This window comes from Paenibacillus sp. GCM10027630 (genome assembly GCF_042676305.1).
Lineage (GTDB): Bacteria > Bacillota > Bacilli > Paenibacillales > NBRC-103111 > Paenibacillus_S.
On record NZ_JBHTGY010000001.1, the window covers coordinates 53,446 to 69,097 of the forward strand.

20 protein-coding genes are annotated in these 15,652 nt (G+C 45.3%); 5 read left to right on the forward strand and 15 right to left on the reverse strand.

Annotation, left to right across the window (positions count from 1 at the left end):
- From spoIIIAE to ACFQ0C_RS00365, 6 genes are all read right to left on the reverse strand, one after another.
- Positions 1-1,245 carry a stage III sporulation protein AE gene (gene spoIIIAE, locus ACFQ0C_RS00340; protein ID WP_379363259.1) on the reverse strand — a complete coding sequence of 415 codons (1,245 nt, stop codon included), beginning with the start codon at positions 1,243-1,245 and terminating at the stop codon, positions 1-3.
- A gap of 97 nt (positions 1,246-1,342) precedes the next feature.
- Positions 1,343-1,732 (reverse strand): stage III sporulation protein AD, encoded by a 390-nt coding sequence (gene spoIIIAD, locus ACFQ0C_RS00345; protein ID WP_258215526.1) that lies wholly within the window; start codon positions 1,730-1,732, stop codon positions 1,343-1,345.
- Positions 1,733-1,766: 34 nt separating this feature from the next.
- The gene (gene spoIIIAC / locus ACFQ0C_RS00350; protein ID WP_171655920.1) at positions 1,767-1,970 is read right to left on the reverse strand and encodes a stage III sporulation protein AC; all 204 of its coding nucleotides are present in this window, start codon (positions 1,968-1,970) and stop codon (positions 1,767-1,769) included.
- A gap of 49 nt (positions 1,971-2,019) precedes the next feature.
- Complete coding sequence (spoIIIAB, locus tag ACFQ0C_RS00355; protein ID WP_379362860.1) at positions 2,020-2,538, reverse strand: stage III sporulation protein SpoIIIAB; 519 nt, start codon at positions 2,536-2,538, stop codon at positions 2,020-2,022.
- Positions 2,532-3,653 (reverse strand): stage III sporulation protein AA, encoded by a 1,122-nt coding sequence (gene spoIIIAA / locus ACFQ0C_RS00360; protein ID WP_379362862.1) that lies wholly within the window; start codon positions 3,651-3,653, stop codon positions 2,532-2,534. Before spoIIIAA ends, spoIIIAB begins: the two co-directional genes overlap by 7 nt.
- Positions 3,654-3,738: 85 nt before the next feature.
- Positions 3,739-4,005: a YqhV family protein gene (locus tag ACFQ0C_RS00365; protein WP_258215529.1), complete on the reverse strand. Its 267-nt coding sequence runs from the start codon at positions 4,003-4,005 to the stop codon at positions 3,739-3,741.
- A gap of 212 nt (positions 4,006-4,217) precedes the next feature.
- Between ACFQ0C_RS00365 and comA the strand changes: the two genes are divergently transcribed.
- The 3 genes from comA (at position 4,218) to ACFQ0C_RS00380 (ending at position 6,427) form a co-directional block, all read left to right on the forward strand.
- A complete protein-coding gene (gene comA, locus ACFQ0C_RS00370) occupies positions 4,218-5,048 on the forward strand; it encodes a phosphosulfolactate synthase (RefSeq protein ID WP_379362864.1) in 831 nt (276 codons plus the stop codon).
- 105 nt (positions 5,049-5,153) lie between these two features.
- Positions 5,154-5,894, forward strand: a complete 741-nt coding sequence (locus tag ACFQ0C_RS00375) for a 2-phosphosulfolactate phosphatase (RefSeq protein WP_379362866.1) — start codon at positions 5,154-5,156, stop codon at positions 5,892-5,894.
- A 68-nt stretch (positions 5,895-5,962) separates the two neighbouring features.
- The gene (locus tag ACFQ0C_RS00380) at positions 5,963-6,427 is read left to right on the forward strand and encodes a DUF441 domain-containing protein (protein ID WP_258215532.1); all 465 of its coding nucleotides are present in this window, start codon (positions 5,963-5,965) and stop codon (positions 6,425-6,427) included.
- A gap of 36 nt (positions 6,428-6,463) precedes the next feature.
- Here ACFQ0C_RS00380 and ACFQ0C_RS00385 read toward each other — a convergent pair whose 3' ends face one another.
- From ACFQ0C_RS00385 to ACFQ0C_RS00420, 8 genes are all read right to left on the reverse strand, one after another.
- Positions 6,464-7,720: an aspartate kinase gene (locus ACFQ0C_RS00385; RefSeq protein WP_379362868.1), complete on the reverse strand. Its 1,257-nt coding sequence runs from the start codon at positions 7,718-7,720 to the stop codon at positions 6,464-6,466.
- Between the two features lie 84 nt (positions 7,721-7,804).
- Entirely contained in the window at positions 7,805-8,398 is a 594-nt protein-coding gene (locus tag ACFQ0C_RS00390; protein ID WP_379362870.1) for a histidine phosphatase family protein, read from the reverse strand.
- Between the two features lie 78 nt (positions 8,399-8,476).
- A complete protein-coding gene (locus tag ACFQ0C_RS00395; protein WP_379362872.1) occupies positions 8,477-8,938 on the reverse strand; it encodes a VanZ family protein in 462 nt (153 codons plus the stop codon).
- Between the two features lie 34 nt (positions 8,939-8,972).
- Positions 8,973-9,533 carry a GNAT family N-acetyltransferase gene (locus ACFQ0C_RS00400; RefSeq protein WP_379362874.1) on the reverse strand — a complete coding sequence of 187 codons (561 nt, stop codon included), beginning with the start codon at positions 9,531-9,533 and terminating at the stop codon, positions 8,973-8,975.
- A 133-nt stretch (positions 9,534-9,666) separates the two neighbouring features.
- Positions 9,667-10,230 carry an elongation factor P gene (gene efp / locus ACFQ0C_RS00405; RefSeq protein ID WP_379362877.1) on the reverse strand — a complete coding sequence of 188 codons (564 nt, stop codon included), beginning with the start codon at positions 10,228-10,230 and terminating at the stop codon, positions 9,667-9,669.
- A gap of 80 nt (positions 10,231-10,310) precedes the next feature.
- Positions 10,311-11,384 (reverse strand): M24 family metallopeptidase, encoded by a 1,074-nt coding sequence (locus ACFQ0C_RS00410; protein ID WP_379362879.1) that lies wholly within the window; start codon positions 11,382-11,384, stop codon positions 10,311-10,313.
- 2 nt (positions 11,385-11,386) lie between these two features.
- Entirely contained in the window at positions 11,387-11,833 is a 447-nt protein-coding gene (gene aroQ / locus ACFQ0C_RS00415; RefSeq protein ID WP_379362881.1) for a type II 3-dehydroquinate dehydratase, read from the reverse strand.
- Positions 11,834-11,931: 98 nt separating this feature from the next.
- Positions 11,932-12,447, reverse strand: coding sequence for a YqhR family membrane protein (locus ACFQ0C_RS00420; protein WP_379362883.1), 516 nt, complete (start codon positions 12,445-12,447; stop codon positions 11,932-11,934).
- A 347-nt stretch (positions 12,448-12,794) separates the two neighbouring features.
- Here ACFQ0C_RS00420 and ACFQ0C_RS00425 point away from each other — a divergent pair, with 347 nt between their 5' ends.
- Both ACFQ0C_RS00425 and ACFQ0C_RS00430 read left to right on the forward strand, forming a co-directional pair.
- Positions 12,795-13,676, forward strand: a complete 882-nt coding sequence (locus ACFQ0C_RS00425; RefSeq protein ID WP_258215640.1) for a DUF1385 domain-containing protein — start codon at positions 12,795-12,797, stop codon at positions 13,674-13,676.
- 63 nt (positions 13,677-13,739) lie between these two features.
- Positions 13,740-14,015, forward strand: a complete 276-nt coding sequence (locus ACFQ0C_RS00430; RefSeq protein ID WP_258215541.1) for a hypothetical protein — start codon at positions 13,740-13,742, stop codon at positions 14,013-14,015.
- Positions 14,016-14,042: 27 nt separating this feature from the next.
- Here the strand turns inward: ACFQ0C_RS00430 and ACFQ0C_RS00435 are convergent, their stop codons facing one another.
- Positions 14,043-15,026, reverse strand: coding sequence for a patatin-like phospholipase family protein (locus ACFQ0C_RS00435; protein ID WP_379362885.1), 984 nt, complete (start codon positions 15,024-15,026; stop codon positions 14,043-14,045).
- Positions 15,027-15,652: the final 626 nt, after the last annotated feature.

Below are 15,652 nucleotides of genomic sequence, written 5' to 3' on the forward strand. Positions count from 1 at the left end.
CTACCGCATCATTACTGACAAATTTCCTGCCGTAATTAAGATCGTAAGAGCAAGAAAGAACATTAATCCGACTATAGCGAGAGCTGCAAATACATAAATCATGCTTTTACCGATTGTTTCCAAACAGGCGATCATCGGATTATCTCCAAGCGGCTGCATAATTGCGGCTGACAAATTGTATATCAAGGCTAACGCCATTATTTTCAAAGCTGGAAAAGCGCAAAGCATAATTATGATCACCACTCCAGCCAGTCCAACCGCATTTTTCACAAGTAAGGAAGCTCCGATAACGGTCTCTGAAGCATCCGAGAACATTCTCCCTACTACGGGAACAAAATTTCCCGCAATATACTTGGCCGTCCTTATCGTAACTCCATCAACAACCGCGCTACCTACACCACGAACCGATATAACCCCCAGAAACACGGTGACGAACACACCCAGGCAAGCTACGCTAACCGTTCGAAGAAGATTGGCAAGCTGCGTTACCTTGTATTTATCCGACAAGGAGCTGACTATATGGAGCACTGCCGAGAAAAACAACAGCGGAAATACTACGAGATAAATGGCGGTTCCTACTGCGTGAATCATAAACACGATCAATGGGTGAAGCACAGAAACCGAGACGATATTCCCCATCGATGCCAGCAAGGTCAGCAGCAGCGGAATGACAGCAACCATGAAATGTATCATGTCCGATATAGCGCCATTGGCATATCCGATCGCTACGCTGAAACTATTGATGGCCATTATCATCAGCACCATAAAAGCAATTGCATAAGCAACCTTGCTCACTGTATTTTTCTCGAAGGAGCTTTGAAGCGTCTCCAGCAGCATGCTGAAAATGGTTAAAATAACTATGGAAGCAAGAAGCTTTCCGTTATATAAGAGCTCATGAAAAAAATAAAGAAATATGCCCGAAAAAATGGAACTCATTTTAAAATCCTTGGCTCCTGCAAGCAGCTCGGCGAATGTCGGGGTTTTGCTATCCGGAAAATATCCCCCATACTTCTTCATCAATTGATTCCAATACTGCTCCACCTGATCCGTCTGCAACCTGTCAGCCTGCTCCTGAATAATTTGCTCTACAGGTGTAGCAGCGTAAGCTTGCACAGTTGGACCATAACCTGCTATGAATCCAGGAGCACCGAAGGTGAAGCAGTAGACCGTAAATAATAATAGCAACAGCGTTTGCTTGAGGTAATCTGGCCGATATGGCTTAGCTTGCCAAGCACGCTCTTTCATAGAACCGGAGGGATGGAACTTTGTTAACGGGTTCAGCAGCTTGAGCGGGGTCCAATGCTTCATCTCCTGGTATCCTCCGTCTTTTTCTTCTAAAGGCTTATGCCGGCAAAAGCTTGACTACCGTTTCGATAATGACGGATACGATAGGGATGGCCATAACCATAATTAAAATTTTGCCGGAAAGCTCGATTTTGGAAGCAATGGACTCTTGTCCCGCATCCCTTACGATTTGAGCGCCAAACTCTGCAATGTAGGCTATGCCGATAATTTTGAGTATCGTTTTCAGAAAAATCATATTGATGTTGGCTTTAAGCGCCAGATCCTCGAGCACTTGAATGACAGACGAGATTTTGCCGATCAGAAATAAAAATATGGTGATACCCGTAAAGGCAGTGAGCAGGAAGGCAAACATTGGCTTCTGCTCTTTGATGATCAGGACCAGCACGGTGGCAAGAAGGCCCAAGCCTACGATTTGTATAATCTCCAAGACGGTTCACCTCTCCTGTCATTCGGAGAATAATCTACTGGAACAAGAAAATGGTTTTGATCTCTTTGAATAAGTTATCAAGCAATCTTACGACCATGAACAAAACGACAACAAATCCGATTACCGTAACCCAATGTGCCATATCCTCTTTGCCCATTTGCTTCAGGACGGTATGGATCATCGCGATAATAATGCCAATTCCGGCAATTTGGAATATCGCGTTCACATCTACATTCATTCGTGGCACCTCACCTCCAGCCTCAAAGCACTTTACTGCCCAAGTTAATTCAATACATCAGGATGACTATAAGCGCGCCCATCAGAAGCCCCAGAGTCCTCCACATGCTTTCGTACCGTTTGCGCTCCTCCTGAGCGGTTTCTAACTCACTTTGCAGCTGCTGCACCGTCAATCGAAGATGCTTCACTTGATCTGCTCCATCCGACAAACCTAGAGTAAAGCCCAGCTGGCGAAATATATCCTGTTCACCCGGCTTCATCGAGGTATGCCTCCAATCTGACGAAACCGTCTGCTGCCAAATCGACTGAACCGAACGCCCTCCCGCTCTCGTTAATTCTTCGGCTACATGCCGGAAGATCAGATGAATCGGTGGAGGGCAAGTTTTTGCCACTTGCAGCAGTGCGTCGGGCAGTGGCGTCGACCCGTAAATAATTTCGGTTTCCAGCCTTTGGAGAGCCCGTATAAGATCACCAATCTGCTTCGGCCGCCGCGCATACTGCTGAGCTTGATAAAAACCAAACGAGGTAGCGGCAAGCAGGATCAGCATTGCACCCAGCAGCTTCAACATAAGGGTTCCTGCTTCTTGGACATAAGCTGCCCTTGCAGCAAAGTGTGATTCCTTGTCCAGTCGATGGCTACCGGTGGGGGTGGGCTGCCTCTCTCTTCCTTCCATGAGGCTTGGACGGATCCAGCGGGTGTTAAAAGCTCGGATTTCAGGAGCACCGGACATCCTTGAGCATCGTAAACGCCTAGCAAGGTTCCAACGCCATTGCGATTGCCCAGTACTACAATCCTGCTAAAGACACCTTCGGCAAGCATCTCATGCAAGACCGGACGTTTAATTACATCCGTGTAATCCATGCCATGTGCTGTAGCAATTACTCTAATGCCTGCATGAACCGCTTCGTGTATAGCCGCTGCATCTTCACTTCGGCCAATCTCATCGACAATAAGCACCTCAGGGGACATAGAGCGTATCAGCATCATCATCCCTTCCGCTTTGGGGCAAGCATCAAGCACATCCGTACGCGGACCCAGTTCAAAACGAGGAACGCCTTTGACGCAGGCCGCAATTTCTGAACGCTCATCTACAATGCCCACTTTGTACCCCCTGTGCATCAAGCTCCCCTCCTTGATTGCCGGACCATTGCTTACGATTCGAGCTAAATCCCGTATAAGCGTTGTCTTACCCTGCTGAGGAGGCGAGACGACTAAGGTGTGATGAATCGCTCTATGTTCCTGCTGTTGATCCAACAAATAAGGAAGAACCTTTACCGCCGCACCTCTATGTTCTTTAGCAATGCGGATATTGAAACCGGTAATATCCTTCAGATGCTTTACCTTTCCATGCTCGAGCACTGTCCTGCCCGCTAGTCCCACCCTATGGCCTCCGGTTACGGTAATGTAACCTCTGCGAAGCTCCTCCTCGAAGGTGTACAGAGAGTGCATGGTCAGCATTTCCAAGAGCGCTGCACAGTCTTCTCGAGTCGGCAGGTAAGCTGCAGCCGGATCCTCACACAGTCCGGATTGTCGGGATACAAACCCGTAGCTGCGCCCCCAGGCGATTTCTAGCGGTCTCAGCTCCCGAACCCTGATCTCTTGTAATTCCTGCATAACATGCTTTGGTAGAGTTGCTAGTCTTTGTCGCAAAGGGACAGAAAAAAGCTGGAGTAGCGATTGCATCGTTGTCATCCCTCCAAGCTCTTCATCATTAATACTTGTACTTTTAATATTCATATGTATGCTTGGACTAATTAAATATGACCATTTACTTTTTCAAAATACCAATGAAGATACAGCTCACTCCAGCCAGCACCCAGAGCATTTTGCCATAAGACAGCTTATCTGCAAGTCCCGCCAGCCCAATGGTTGTAGTAGTCAGCAAAATGAGAGGTCCAACCATTGCGAGCCCTGTATTGACCATCAGCGCTTTATCAATCTGATTAAAACGAAGCATGAGCAGCGCCGCTATGATCTCAATGCTGCCGGACATGAACCGCAGTGACGCCATGCCCAGCACGATTTTGTTTAACATCGTTTTTTGTTCACCTCCTTTAAAGCATTTGCTTTGGCAGATCTTGCTCCACTTTCAAAGTCGGTCGAATCTATGCAAATCAACTCCTGACAAGCCTCTCTATCAATCTATGCAAACCCGGCTAAATTTAGGCATCATGGGCACACCACTAATTCCAGCTGCATATGATGACACTGAAACTTAAACAAACAGAAAACGCGAGGCGATCGATCATGGAGGCAACATCACATCTCAAGTGGCATCCGCTACTTAGAGATCCGTCAAGCAGACGAACGGACAAACCGAGAATGCTAGGTAAAACGATGGTTATTGATAAAGGCATGGGCCTGCATGCACTCGATGATTTTTTGCAAACCGCAGGCGCTTATGTGGATATGCTAAAAATGGGATTTGGCACTTCCTCCCTCTATAAGACGGAGCTGCTAAAGCAAAAAATCGAAATGGCCAAGGCGCAACAAATCCTGGTGTACCCTGGAGGTACTTTCTTGGAGGTAGCGATCCAACAAGGAAAAGTTGATGCCTTTTTTGACATGGTCAGCTACTTAGGGTTTAACGGATTAGAAATTTCAGACGGTACGATTCAGCTTGAGCGCGGCTTGAGAAGCGAGTTGATTCAGCGGGCTAAAGAAGCGGGCTTCAAGGTAATAACCGAATACGGTAAAAAATGCTGGGGTTCGTCCATTGAAATTGATGATTTAATTGAGACGGTTATTATCGATGCTGAATTGGGTGCCAGCCTCATTACGATTGAAGGACGAGAGTCGGGTAAAGGTGTAGGCATCTTCGATGAAAACGGGGCATGTAAGGACAATGAAATTGAGCAAGTGCTGCAGCAGGTGCCAAGCAAGGATTTATTACTATGGGAAGCGCCGCACAAGGATCAACAGGTTCATTTGCTGAACATGTTAGGCTCTGATATCCATCTCGGCAATATAGCTCCTCACGACTTAATATCACTAGAAGCACTGCGTAGAGGACTAAGATCCGACACCTTGCATTTTGGAGTGGGAACGGCTGCTGTGGAAAACGACTGCGATAATTGAGGATTAAAAAGTAAATGGAGTTAATGCTTACGAAGTTCTGCGGAAAACCCAGCAAATGCTTACGCAGTTGGTTTTCCTGCAGAAAACCCTTAGGAGGTTACACTTGTGGAAATACTGGTAATTCCCAGCGTCAATGAAGCGCGCATGGATGACTTGGCGAATAAAACCGTGATAGTTATCGATGTGCTGCGGGCAACGAGTACCATGTTAACCGCGTTAGCTCATGGATGCAGGGCGATCATTCCCACGGAAACGGTATTGCAAGCTAAACAGCTGCAACAACCAGGCTATTTGCTCGGCGGGGAGCGGGCTTGCAAAAAAATTCCCGGGTTCGATTTCGGCAACTCTCCTTTTGAGTATATGGACGATAAAATAACCGGTAAACATCTTGTCATGACTACAACTAATGGAACCCGCTCCATCCAAAAATCGCTCAAAGCGAGTACCATCATTGCCGCCTCGCTGCTGAATGGAAAAGCTTGCGCCAAGGAAGCAGCAGCGTTAAAGAAGGATATCGTAATTCTATGCTCCGGCACTCAGGACATTTACGCTTTTGAAGACGGGATTTGCGCAGGACAGCTTATTGAAGAGCTTCAGACCGCCTTGCAGGCTACAGGCTGCACAGAGCCTGAAATTAACGATTTAGGACTCAGCATGCTGTATGCATACCGACAAGTTCAAGGCAACATGACTCAGGTTTTGCTCAATTGCTCTAATGGTAAGAGGCTTAGCAAGCTAGGGTTTACTGACGACATTATATATTGCTCTCGTTTAAATCTAATTCAACTGGTGCCGATCATCCAAGATGGCCAACTGGTGGCCTCGCCAGTAAACCAGTTCATCTGAAACAAGTTCTAAATCAATGCCCCCCTCATACACTTAGAGAGAAATCAATGAGACAAGGGGTCCTACAAATGTACGGAGACATATTACTCGTAGTTCTCATCATTATCGGGCTGATCGGACGCTCTCACATTATTACGACAGCAGCATGTGTTCTGCTTATTGTCAAGCTAATTAGCCTTGACAGATTCCTTCCGACAATCGAGCGTAGAGGTCTTGAGCTGGGATTACTCTTTCTAACGATGGGAGTATTGGTTCCGTTTGCCAGTGAACGGATTTCTTACAAAGACGTGGTTAGCGTTTTTACATCATGGCCCGGTATATTGGCATTGCTCGGAGGAGCAATCGCTACTTACATGAACGGCAAAGGCCTGGCACTATTAAAAATAGACCCACAATTAATTGTGGGTCTGGTGATTGGATCGATCTTTGGCATTGTCTTTCTAAGGGGAATTCCCGTTGGGCCGCTGATGGCAGCGGGAATCACTGCTTTTTTATTAAAACTGTTTACATTCGTGTTCGACAAATTAAAGTAAGTGTTGACGGGCCTGCCAATGGACAAGCCGTGATAACTAACGTCTGTCGGAAGGTCCGCCGACAAATGCTTGCACATCGGTGTCCAAGCCATATGCTGTATGCAGCGCTTGAATAACTTCGTTCAGGCGGCTGTTATCAATAACGCAGGAAGTTTTGATTTCGGACGTGCTAACCATATTAATGCTTAAGCCCAGGTTGGAAATCGTTTCAAACATTTTGGCAGCAACGCCTGGTGTGCTCACCATTCCTGCTCCCACGATGGAAACTTTCACCAAATTCTCTTGAGAAGTAACCTCACGGAAACCTACTTCAGAGCGGATGCCTTCGATGACTCCTAGTGCATTGTCTTTATCGGTTAAAGCAACGGTAAAGGAGAAGTCAGCCAGTCCGTGAAGAACGCCGCTTTGTACAATAATATCCACATCAATTTGCGCTTGGGCCAGAGCCGTAAATACTTTTGCCAGCTGCCCCGGTTTTTCTTCTACTCCTAGAATACTGATTCTCGCTACATTCTTATCGCTTGCAATCCCGCGAACAACGATTCCTTGTTCCATCGCTGCTTCCTCCTTCACATTCGTACCTGCATTATGGTTGAAGCTGGATCTTACGACCAGCGGCACATTATAATTTTTCGCATATTCCACAGCTCTTGGATGCAGCACGGCTGCTCCCAAATTTGCAAGCTCCAGCATTTCATCATACGTGATCTCAGGAAGCTTGCGAGCGCATTTAACCACACGCGGGTCCGTTGAATAAATGCCGTCTACATCGGTGAAAATTTCGCAGACATCCGCTTTTATTGCGGCTGCCAAAGCAACTGCCGTTGTATCCGAACCGCCCCGTCCCAAAGTTGTGATCTCGCCTTCTTCCGTCATACCCTGGAATCCTGCGACAATAACCACATTCCCTTGGCCCAATGCATCCAACACACGTTCAGGCTTTATATCTGTGATTCTTGCCTTTCCGTGTACGGCTTCAGTATACATACCTGCTTGCCAACCTGTATACGAAACGGCCGACTGCCCCAAACTATGTATGGCAATGGACAGCAAAGCAACAGATACCTGCTCGCCTGTGGATAACAGCATATCCATCTCTCTGGTCGGAGGCGTTTCCGTACTAATCTGCTTCGTCAAGTCGATCAAATCATCCGTCGTATCCCCCATCGCAGAGACAACAACAACGCATTGATGACCATTTCTTTGTGTCTCTACTACACGGTTAGCCACGCGCTTCATCCGTTCCGCATCACCAACGGAACTTCCGCCAAATTTCATTACTATAAGAGACAAAGCTGTTCACTCCCTACCGAAAAATACATAACAATGTATCATTATATCATAACTACCTCTAAGGTTGAAGCAGAAAAATGTCCGTTAAATCGAAAGAGGCTTCCAGCCTATCGAACCCGACTGGCCGGATTGCCCAGGCAGCTCCTCTCGGCTCAGCTTCCCTCTTCGTATGTACTCCATATAGGATGCAATCGTTCCGTCGTGGCTTACAATGTGTACCCTGGTCTTATCCAGCCTTTTACACCAAGCTATAAACTGATCCGCCCATTTTTCAAATAGAACGGTAGGGACGGTATTAATCCCTTGAAGCCACAAATAGGCAGGAATATCACTTGGCAGCAAAAAATCGCTGAACAGCTCAATTAAACGCGGCGGCTCTAAAGTATTATCACAAGGCATTGTTGTAAAGTCATAGCGATTCGGAAACTGCCTCGGACCGATAGCTGGATGTATAAAACGTGCTGCATTCGTTCCGGAGCACCACACTTGAGCTGTCTGGAGTGAATATCGAGTTGGACTGGCAATAACAGCGTCCTGCTCCGTTAAAGGCAGCGTAACTCTCAATGATGCAGCTTCCTCCTCACCTTGTTGAGTCAATTTGGGATCAGCTACATTGTAGCTGTCCGGTGTATGCACCATATGCTCTCCATGACCATGACGAACAAAAATAATTTCCATATGCCGCCACCCCTAATCTTGTTGTTACTTTATTTTATGCACATCAACCTCGTCTTACATCCTTATTTAATTAGTACCCTATTTTCTGGCACCTTTAACCAAACCAAGCCAAACCATCAATGAAAAACAACCTCGTCCTATCATCACACCGATTAAATTCAACAAAATATCATCGACGTCAAAGCTGCCTACTTTACCGATGAACTGCAAAGATTCAACCGCTGTTAGAACCAGCACAAAAAGACTCGCCAAGTGCAAGGGCTTCATATGACGAGGGAATAGCCATGGAATGAGGATTCCAAAAGGGATGAAGGCTCCGACGTTGCCAAATAAATTAATGACCCATATGCCAAAATTGTAATGATGATACTCTTGAATATAATTCGCGATCGTTTTGAAGGGAATAATGTTATACATCCGAACGGACCGATTAGAACGGGAAAAGCCAAAAAACAACAGGTAGATCATAAAAGTAGAGTATCCAATAAAAAGTAACCACGCAGTTGTCCGCAGCCGTTGATGAAATCGAGCTCTATCCAAGCCTACCGGCCCCTCCATATGAAATTTTGGCGCTTCAAGATAGAGCTACCCTGTTGCTCTGCTTCCACTCTTGAGCAAGCATACCGTAAACGGCATGGTCAATATAATGATCATAAAGCCATTCAGCCTGCCGGACAACCCCTTCGAGCTTAAATCCCAGCTTCTCAGGAATCGCTCTGCTTCTGACATTCAATTCCCCGGCTTTAATTTCTACACGATTTAGTTTCATCACTCCAAACAAATGGTCAACCACTGCATGACAGCTTTTCGTCATCAGTCCCTTCCCCTCGTAGCCTGATGCAAGCCAATAGCCAATGGAAGTTTTTCTATGAGTCCAATCAATAGAATGCAGCCCTATATTTCCTGCAAGCTCACCGCGGTAAAATAAAAAGCAATTAAATCCATTGTTTGCGGCAAGCTGTCTCACACAGGATTCAAGAAACATCTGGGTATATGCAGCACTTCGCGTGCTATCCACCCATGGCAGCCACTCGCGCAGATGAGCCCGGTTATTGTTCACCAGCTCATATAATTGCGCTGCATATTTAACCTCACACAATCGGAGCTCGAGCTCTCCGTCTTCATAACTAATCATATGCTCGTCCTCCCTAATCTCTGTAACGGTAATTTAGTCCTAAAAAAAAGATTTACACCTTATGGGCAGCTGTTTGGCAGCAAGCTTTTCAGGTATAAATCTTTTATTTGCACTATTTAAAAAATGACAATAACTACTCTTTGGCGCGGGAAATGTATTTGCCTTCACGCGAGTCAATTAATAGCAGGTCACCTTCGTTAATAAATAGAGGAACCTGTACACTAAAGCCAGTTTCCAGCTTAGCGCTCTTAGTAGCTCCTTGTGCAGTATTACCTTTAATACCAGGCTCTGTCTCAGCTACCTTCAGCTCGATGCTGTTAGGAAGGTTAATTCCTAGAATCTCACCTTGATAGCTCATAATATGGATCATCATGTTTTCTTTCAGGAAGTTAAGCTCCCACTCCAATTGCTTGGCTGTTAGGCTGAACTGGTCGAAGGTTTCCGTATCCATAAACGTATATTCCGTACCGCTTGCATATAGATATTGCATCTCACGGTTTTCAATATGTGCGCGACCTACGTTCTCACCAGCACGAAAAGTACGCTCAACTGTATTTCCGTTACGCAGGTTTTTCAGCTTGGAGCGAACGAATGCAGCACCCTTACCTGGTTTTACGTGTTGAAAATCAATAACTGTAAACAAATCATGTTCTACCTCGATGGTTAAGCCTGTTTTAAATTCGTTAACTGAAATCACTGAAAAATACCTCCCTAAAAATGTGAGCAGACGGCATCCATTGCCATAGACAAAAGTTCAGACGCTGCTGAATTGTAATACTAATCAAGCACAATCAAGTCTTTACTTGAATGTGTTAATTTCTGGTTACCGGTTTCGGTAATAACGATATCGTCTTCGATGCGTACGCCGCCAAAGCCCGGCAAATAAATACCCGGTTCGACCGTTACCGTCATACCTGGTGTCAAGACAACATCCCCTTGGGTGGATAGCCGCGGCGCTTCATGTATTTCCATGCCAAGCCCATGGCCCAGTCCGTGGCCAAAAAAATCTCCGTAACCATGACGTTTAATGACATCGCGGGCAATCGCATCCGCTTGTTGGCCCGTCATTCCCGGCTTGATTCTCTCCAATGCTGTCAGCTGAGCCTCCAGCACGATGCTGTATATTTCTTTGTGTTTGTCCGTCGGTTTCCCAAGAACGACAGTTCGTGTAATGTCCGAACAATAGCTTTTGTAGTAAGCTCCGTAATCCAATTTTACAAACTCATTCGTTTGCAGGATTCGATCGCTTGCCTTACCGTGCGGCAGTGCAGACCGTTCGCCTGAGGCGACGATGGTTTCAAAGGAAGTCGAAGCAGCTCCGTTCTTCCTTACGAAAAACTCAATCTCAAGCGCGATATCCAGTTCCTTGGCTCCCGGCTTCAGAAAAGGCAAAATATGTGTAAAGGTTCGGTCAGCCAAATCAGCTGCTTCCTTCATAACATCAAGCTCGGCAGCATCCTTTACCAATCTCAGCTGCTCAACAAGCCCGCCTGTTGCAACCATTTCGATTCCTTGCAGCGATTCGGCGGTAGACAGGTAAGTACCATAGGTCATATCCAATTTCTCGAAACCAACCTTAGAGATACCAAGCTGAGCGAGCAGTGCACGAACCGTCTCCATCGCCTTGGGCGCATGCTCTACAACTTCATAGCTTACAGCCTGCGCTGGCGCTTGAGTCATGTAACGAAAATCCGTCAGCAGATAAGCTTTGGCTTCAGTTACGAGCACATATCCGGACGAACCGGTAAATCCCGTCAAATACTGACGGTTAACTCCATTGGTGATGAGCAGTGCTTGCAATCCTTGTTCTTGCATGACAACCCGGATACGATCCAATCGTGCTTGCTGCATTGTTATCCCTCCAATGACTTGAGGTGGTTTACCATAGCGCGAAGGCCTAATTCATAACCTTCCGCACCCAATCCTGCAATTTGTCCCAGCGCAACAGGAGCAATCACCGATACATGGCGAAATGCTTCTCTTTTGTGAATATTGGAGATATGCACTTCAATTAACGGAAGCTGTACAGTACTGATAGCATCCCGCAGTGCATAGCTGTAGTGCGTGAAGGCACCCGGGTTCATAATAATACCATCCATAGTGCCGAAGGCCTCATGAATTTTATCGATCAAGGCCCCTTCGTGATTGGATTGAAAGCATTCCAGCTCAATTCCAAGCTCTGTCGCAAGCTTCCGAAGGTTATCTTCAATGGCCTTTAACGAAACAGAACCGTAAATACCGGGCTCACGTACACCCAGCATGTTTAGATTAGGACCGTTTAACACTAAAATCCGCTTCAAACTCAGACCCTCCACATACCCTTAAAATACACGTACAAAATATTTTACCATAACTTTCTTCTATTTGAGAACTATTTTTTACGAAGATACGTCAGACCCTATTCCGGCTGTGGTTTGTTCGATCCTGAACTGAATGGTTCACGAACACTTTCATCGTTAAATTCAAAGGCTATGCTATATCCAATAAATAATCCCCAAAGCATAAACAGACAAGCCTCTGTAAGTATAGTGTTCCAATCCAGAAACGCAATCCAGTTCATCATCCCTGTTATTGGGCCCACTAAAAGAAAGATGATCCCCCAGATCGCTAGCCCATACATAATTCCGACCCATGGCCCAACTGCTTTGGCTAGAAAAACGGTATACAACAGCGTAGCCACAATAGAAAATAAAATAAAAACCACCCAACCGAGCAAATAGCCCTTCCACGTCAGCAAAAAGCTGTTTTTGAAAAAAGGCTCCACCAAAAATCCCGGCGGCAAGCTGGTGAAATGAAAATAATGCTCTACCATTTTCACTGCTCCCCACAGCAGTCCGGTAAAAAAACCAATATACAGTGAAAAAGTCCATTTATTGGAGCGTTTATCGGTTCCCTTTTCTCCCTCAGCCGCCATAATGATCCTCCGTTTCTTTCAGTATGATTGAATGGGTTTATGTTCTGAATAACGTTAGTATATACAATTTTTTGTACCCTAAACTTTACGTTGTCCTAAGGGTCAATATGTATTAGTTGCCATTCTAACCATCTGTCAACGGTAACAAGTATAAAAACTTATACTTCTTGCTCAACTTAAATACAGGGTCCTTCCTTATTTTCATACCCAGCGGTAGCTTTCTCTCTTTGAATCCGATACAATAAATAGTGAAGCCTACACATATATATCAAAAGAAGGTGTATTCGTTGTCGCAAAATGAGCAGCCATGTACGATTTACGGAGGTCAAGCCGTGATCGAAGGAGTAATGTTTGCAGGTCTAAAAACCCATGTCACGGCCGTACGCCGAAAGGATAATTCCATCGCCTATTTCGAAGTGCCAAAGAAGGAAATCGGCTGGGTGCAAGCTTTGAAGAAAATACCCTTCATTCGGGGAATTGTCGGCATAGTCGAGGCAAGCGCCAAGGGTGCGCAGCATTTGAACTTTTCTGCTGAAACATTTGCCGAGGAGCAAGGTGAGGAACAAGCGCCCAAAGAAGAGCAGAAGGAATCCTTTACAGGAAAAATTTCCATGATTCTGGGTGTCGCTGTAGTAGGGGTTTTATCCTTCCTGTTTGGGAAGTTTATATTTACGCTGGTCCCGCCTACTATCGAACAAGTTTTATTCGGTAATTTATTCGTCAATCAGATCGGACACAACTTGCTCGAAGGACTTATCAAAATCATTTTGCTCGTAGCCTATATATACTTTATCTCACTCACGCCGATGATTCGCAGACTGTTCCAATATCATGGAGCTGAGCATAAAGTTATAAGCGCATACGAAGCAGGAGTTGAGTTGACTGTAGCTAATGTACAGAAATTCAGCACACTTCACTATCGCTGCGGGAGCAGCTTTATCGTTTTCACGGTGTTAGTCGGAGTCATTATTTATTCCTTTTTCACCTACGATACCTTTGTTCAAAGAATTGTGCAGCGGATCATTCTTCTGCCTGTTGTTATAGGGGTTTCGTACGAGGTCTTACGTTTCACTAACCTGCTTCGCGACATACCAGTACTTCGTTATCTTGGTTATCCAGGTTTGTGGCTGCAGCTTTTGACCACCAAACAGCCTGATGATTCCCAAGTTGAAGTGTCCATCGCTTCTTTTAACCGGATGTTAGAGTTGGATAAACAAGCAAGAGTATAAGCTTAAAGCTGAAGTTTATGAAGAAAGTTTCGCTGCTCGCGAAACTCCAGGGAGGAAATCGTGATGAAGAAACGTTATCCTATTGCCGCCTATATTATACTTGGATTAGCCTTAATTGGATTGGCATCCAAAGCTTTGTCTCTCATTATCCCGATCGCAGTGTTTGCTGTAATTTTTCTGCTCTATAAGTTCCCGCCAAGCACCTGGGGAAATATCGGAAAATCCAAGCAAGGCCCCAAAAATTACAGCCGCACCAAAGAGAAACGAAGCAGAAATGCTTCATTTCGTGTCATAGACGGCAATAAGGGAAGCTCGGATGAGCCTCCCAAATATCATTAAACGGCGATCTGATCGCCGTTTTTTTTATTAATAATTAATCGGTTTTCTTTTGCGAACCACATGCTGCATGTAGTTTGTTTTATAATCAGTCAGCTTCCACTTGTTGAAGAAATTTTCAGCTGCCAGATTGCCTGATTCATAGAGCCCCTGGCTTTTCTCCTTCGATATATCAAATTCCGTGTTACTAACTCCTAAAGTAGGAATTTTCACAGTCCTGAACCGGTTAACATCCTCAATGTAACGTTCATCATGAGCATCCATCATAGTAGAGAAGAGCGCCTTCAGCATGGATAAGGGTCCATAAATTTTATTGGGCATACCTGATCCCCGACCTACCAATTGAAAACCTATAGTCGGAATCATTGAATCCAGAGCTGGAATCTCGTCCCTATCAAACAGCCACAGTGGGAAATTGCTTAATAATCCGCCGTCCACGATATAAACAAATTGTTCGGCGAAGGTTTCCGTTGGAAGCCTTTTAGCCGCTGATTTGCGAATAATGACGGGGTCGAAAAAATATGGAATGCTTGTACTCATCCGTACAGCCTTGGAAATGGAAAATTGAACGGGATCAATACCATAATCCGCAATATCATCCGGAAGTACAAGCAGCTTGCGACCGGAAATATCCGAAGCTATAATTCGCAGCTGGTTCGGACGAAGATCACCGAAAGTACGAATCCCTTTGGCCAATAGCAATGTATGTATCCAATGCTCCAATGTTTCTCCGGAGTATAAGCCTTTTTTCAAGAATAAACGCGCTAACGGTCCGATCAATTTTGTATCAAATAATTTAGAACGCTGCATAAAAGCGCTGAATGGAGTAGCTTCAATGACTGTTTTCAATTCATCCGATGTATAGCCCGCGGCTACTAAAGAGGCGACAATGGCCCCTGAAGACGTCCCTGCCACCTGGTTAAAAGTAAGGCCCTTACTCTCTGCTGCGTGTACAGCGCCTGCCAATGCGATCCCCTTAACCCCTCCGCCTTCAAACACGGCATTAATTTTCATACGTATCCCATCCCCGCATTTATATAAGTCCGCAACAGACCGCTACTTATTGGAATATATGCAGGGCGGGTTTGACCCAATACCGTATTTGTAAAACTCACTGCTCACAGAATCAACCGTACTATTTAAGCTTATTCCATAAGTTCGTGCATGGAGTGGGACTAAGTGAGGGGTTTCGACCACTTTTGGTTCTCGTGTTGATTGGATAATCAGGCCTGCCGAAGCGGAAACCTTCTTACACCAATTTCCAAACTTGACTAAAGTAAATTGTCTTGCTTCCAAATGGTTAGCGGGAAATCCTCCAGTTAATATTGGTCCATATGGGTCAATCAGCACATATAGCAGGAAAACATCCTTCTAATTCCGTTCACATCCAGCCTATTACCTCAATTAATGCTGATTAGATGAAGAATTTCCAGCTAAACCTCTCATTTGGGAGATAAAGGAGGTATTAGCTCCAGAATTTCCAGCTAAACTTTAATATGAGACTTCAATGTTGACTTTCATAAGACGAGAATATTATTGCTGGGATCGCCCCAACACGCCTTGCTCTTGCGATAAGGGTAAGGTTCTCCCCCAAATAAAAATTGCTTTAGAAAAAGCATCCGATCAAGATCGGATGCTTT

Coding starts and splice junctions, on each gene's coding strand:
- ACFQ0C_RS00430 (WP_258215541.1), top strand. CDS start 13,740: ATGAAGAAACGTTATCCTATTGCCGCCTATATTATACTTGGATTAGCC.
- ACFQ0C_RS00420 (WP_379362883.1), bottom strand. CDS start 12,447: ATGGCGGCTGAGGGAGAAAAGGGAACCGATAAACGCTCCAATAAATGG.
- ACFQ0C_RS00410 (WP_379362879.1), bottom strand. CDS start 11,384: ATGCAGCAAGCACGATTGGATCGTATCCGGGTTGTCATGCAAGAACAA.
- spoIIIAE (WP_379363259.1), bottom strand. CDS start 1,245: ATGAAAGAGCGTGCTTGGCAAGCTAAGCCATATCGGCCAGATTACCTC.
- ACFQ0C_RS00400 (WP_379362874.1), bottom strand. CDS start 9,533: ATGATTAGTTATGAAGACGGAGAGCTCGAGCTCCGATTGTGTGAGGTT.
- ACFQ0C_RS00365 (WP_258215529.1), bottom strand. CDS start 4,005: ATGTTAAACAAAATCGTGCTGGGCATGGCGTCACTGCGGTTCATGTCC.
- spoIIIAA (WP_379362862.1), bottom strand. CDS start 3,653: ATGCAATCGCTACTCCAGCTTTTTTCTGTCCCTTTGCGACAAAGACTA.
- ACFQ0C_RS00425 (WP_258215640.1), top strand. CDS start 12,795: ATGTTTGCAGGTCTAAAAACCCATGTCACGGCCGTACGCCGAAAGGAT.
- ACFQ0C_RS00390 (WP_379362870.1), bottom strand. CDS start 8,398: ATGGAAATTATTTTTGTTCGTCATGGTCATGGAGAGCATATGGTGCAT.
- spoIIIAC (WP_171655920.1), bottom strand. CDS start 1,970: ATGAATGTAGATGTGAACGCGATATTCCAAATTGCCGGAATTGGCATT.
- ACFQ0C_RS00380 (WP_258215532.1), top strand. CDS start 5,963: ATGTACGGAGACATATTACTCGTAGTTCTCATCATTATCGGGCTGATC.
- comA (WP_379362864.1), top strand. CDS start 4,218: ATGGAGGCAACATCACATCTCAAGTGGCATCCGCTACTTAGAGATCCG.
- ACFQ0C_RS00435 (WP_379362885.1), bottom strand. CDS start 15,026: ATGAAAATTAATGCCGTGTTTGAAGGCGGAGGGGTTAAGGGGATCGCA.
- spoIIIAB (WP_379362860.1), bottom strand. CDS start 2,538: ATGTTGAAGCTGCTGGGTGCAATGCTGATCCTGCTTGCCGCTACCTCG.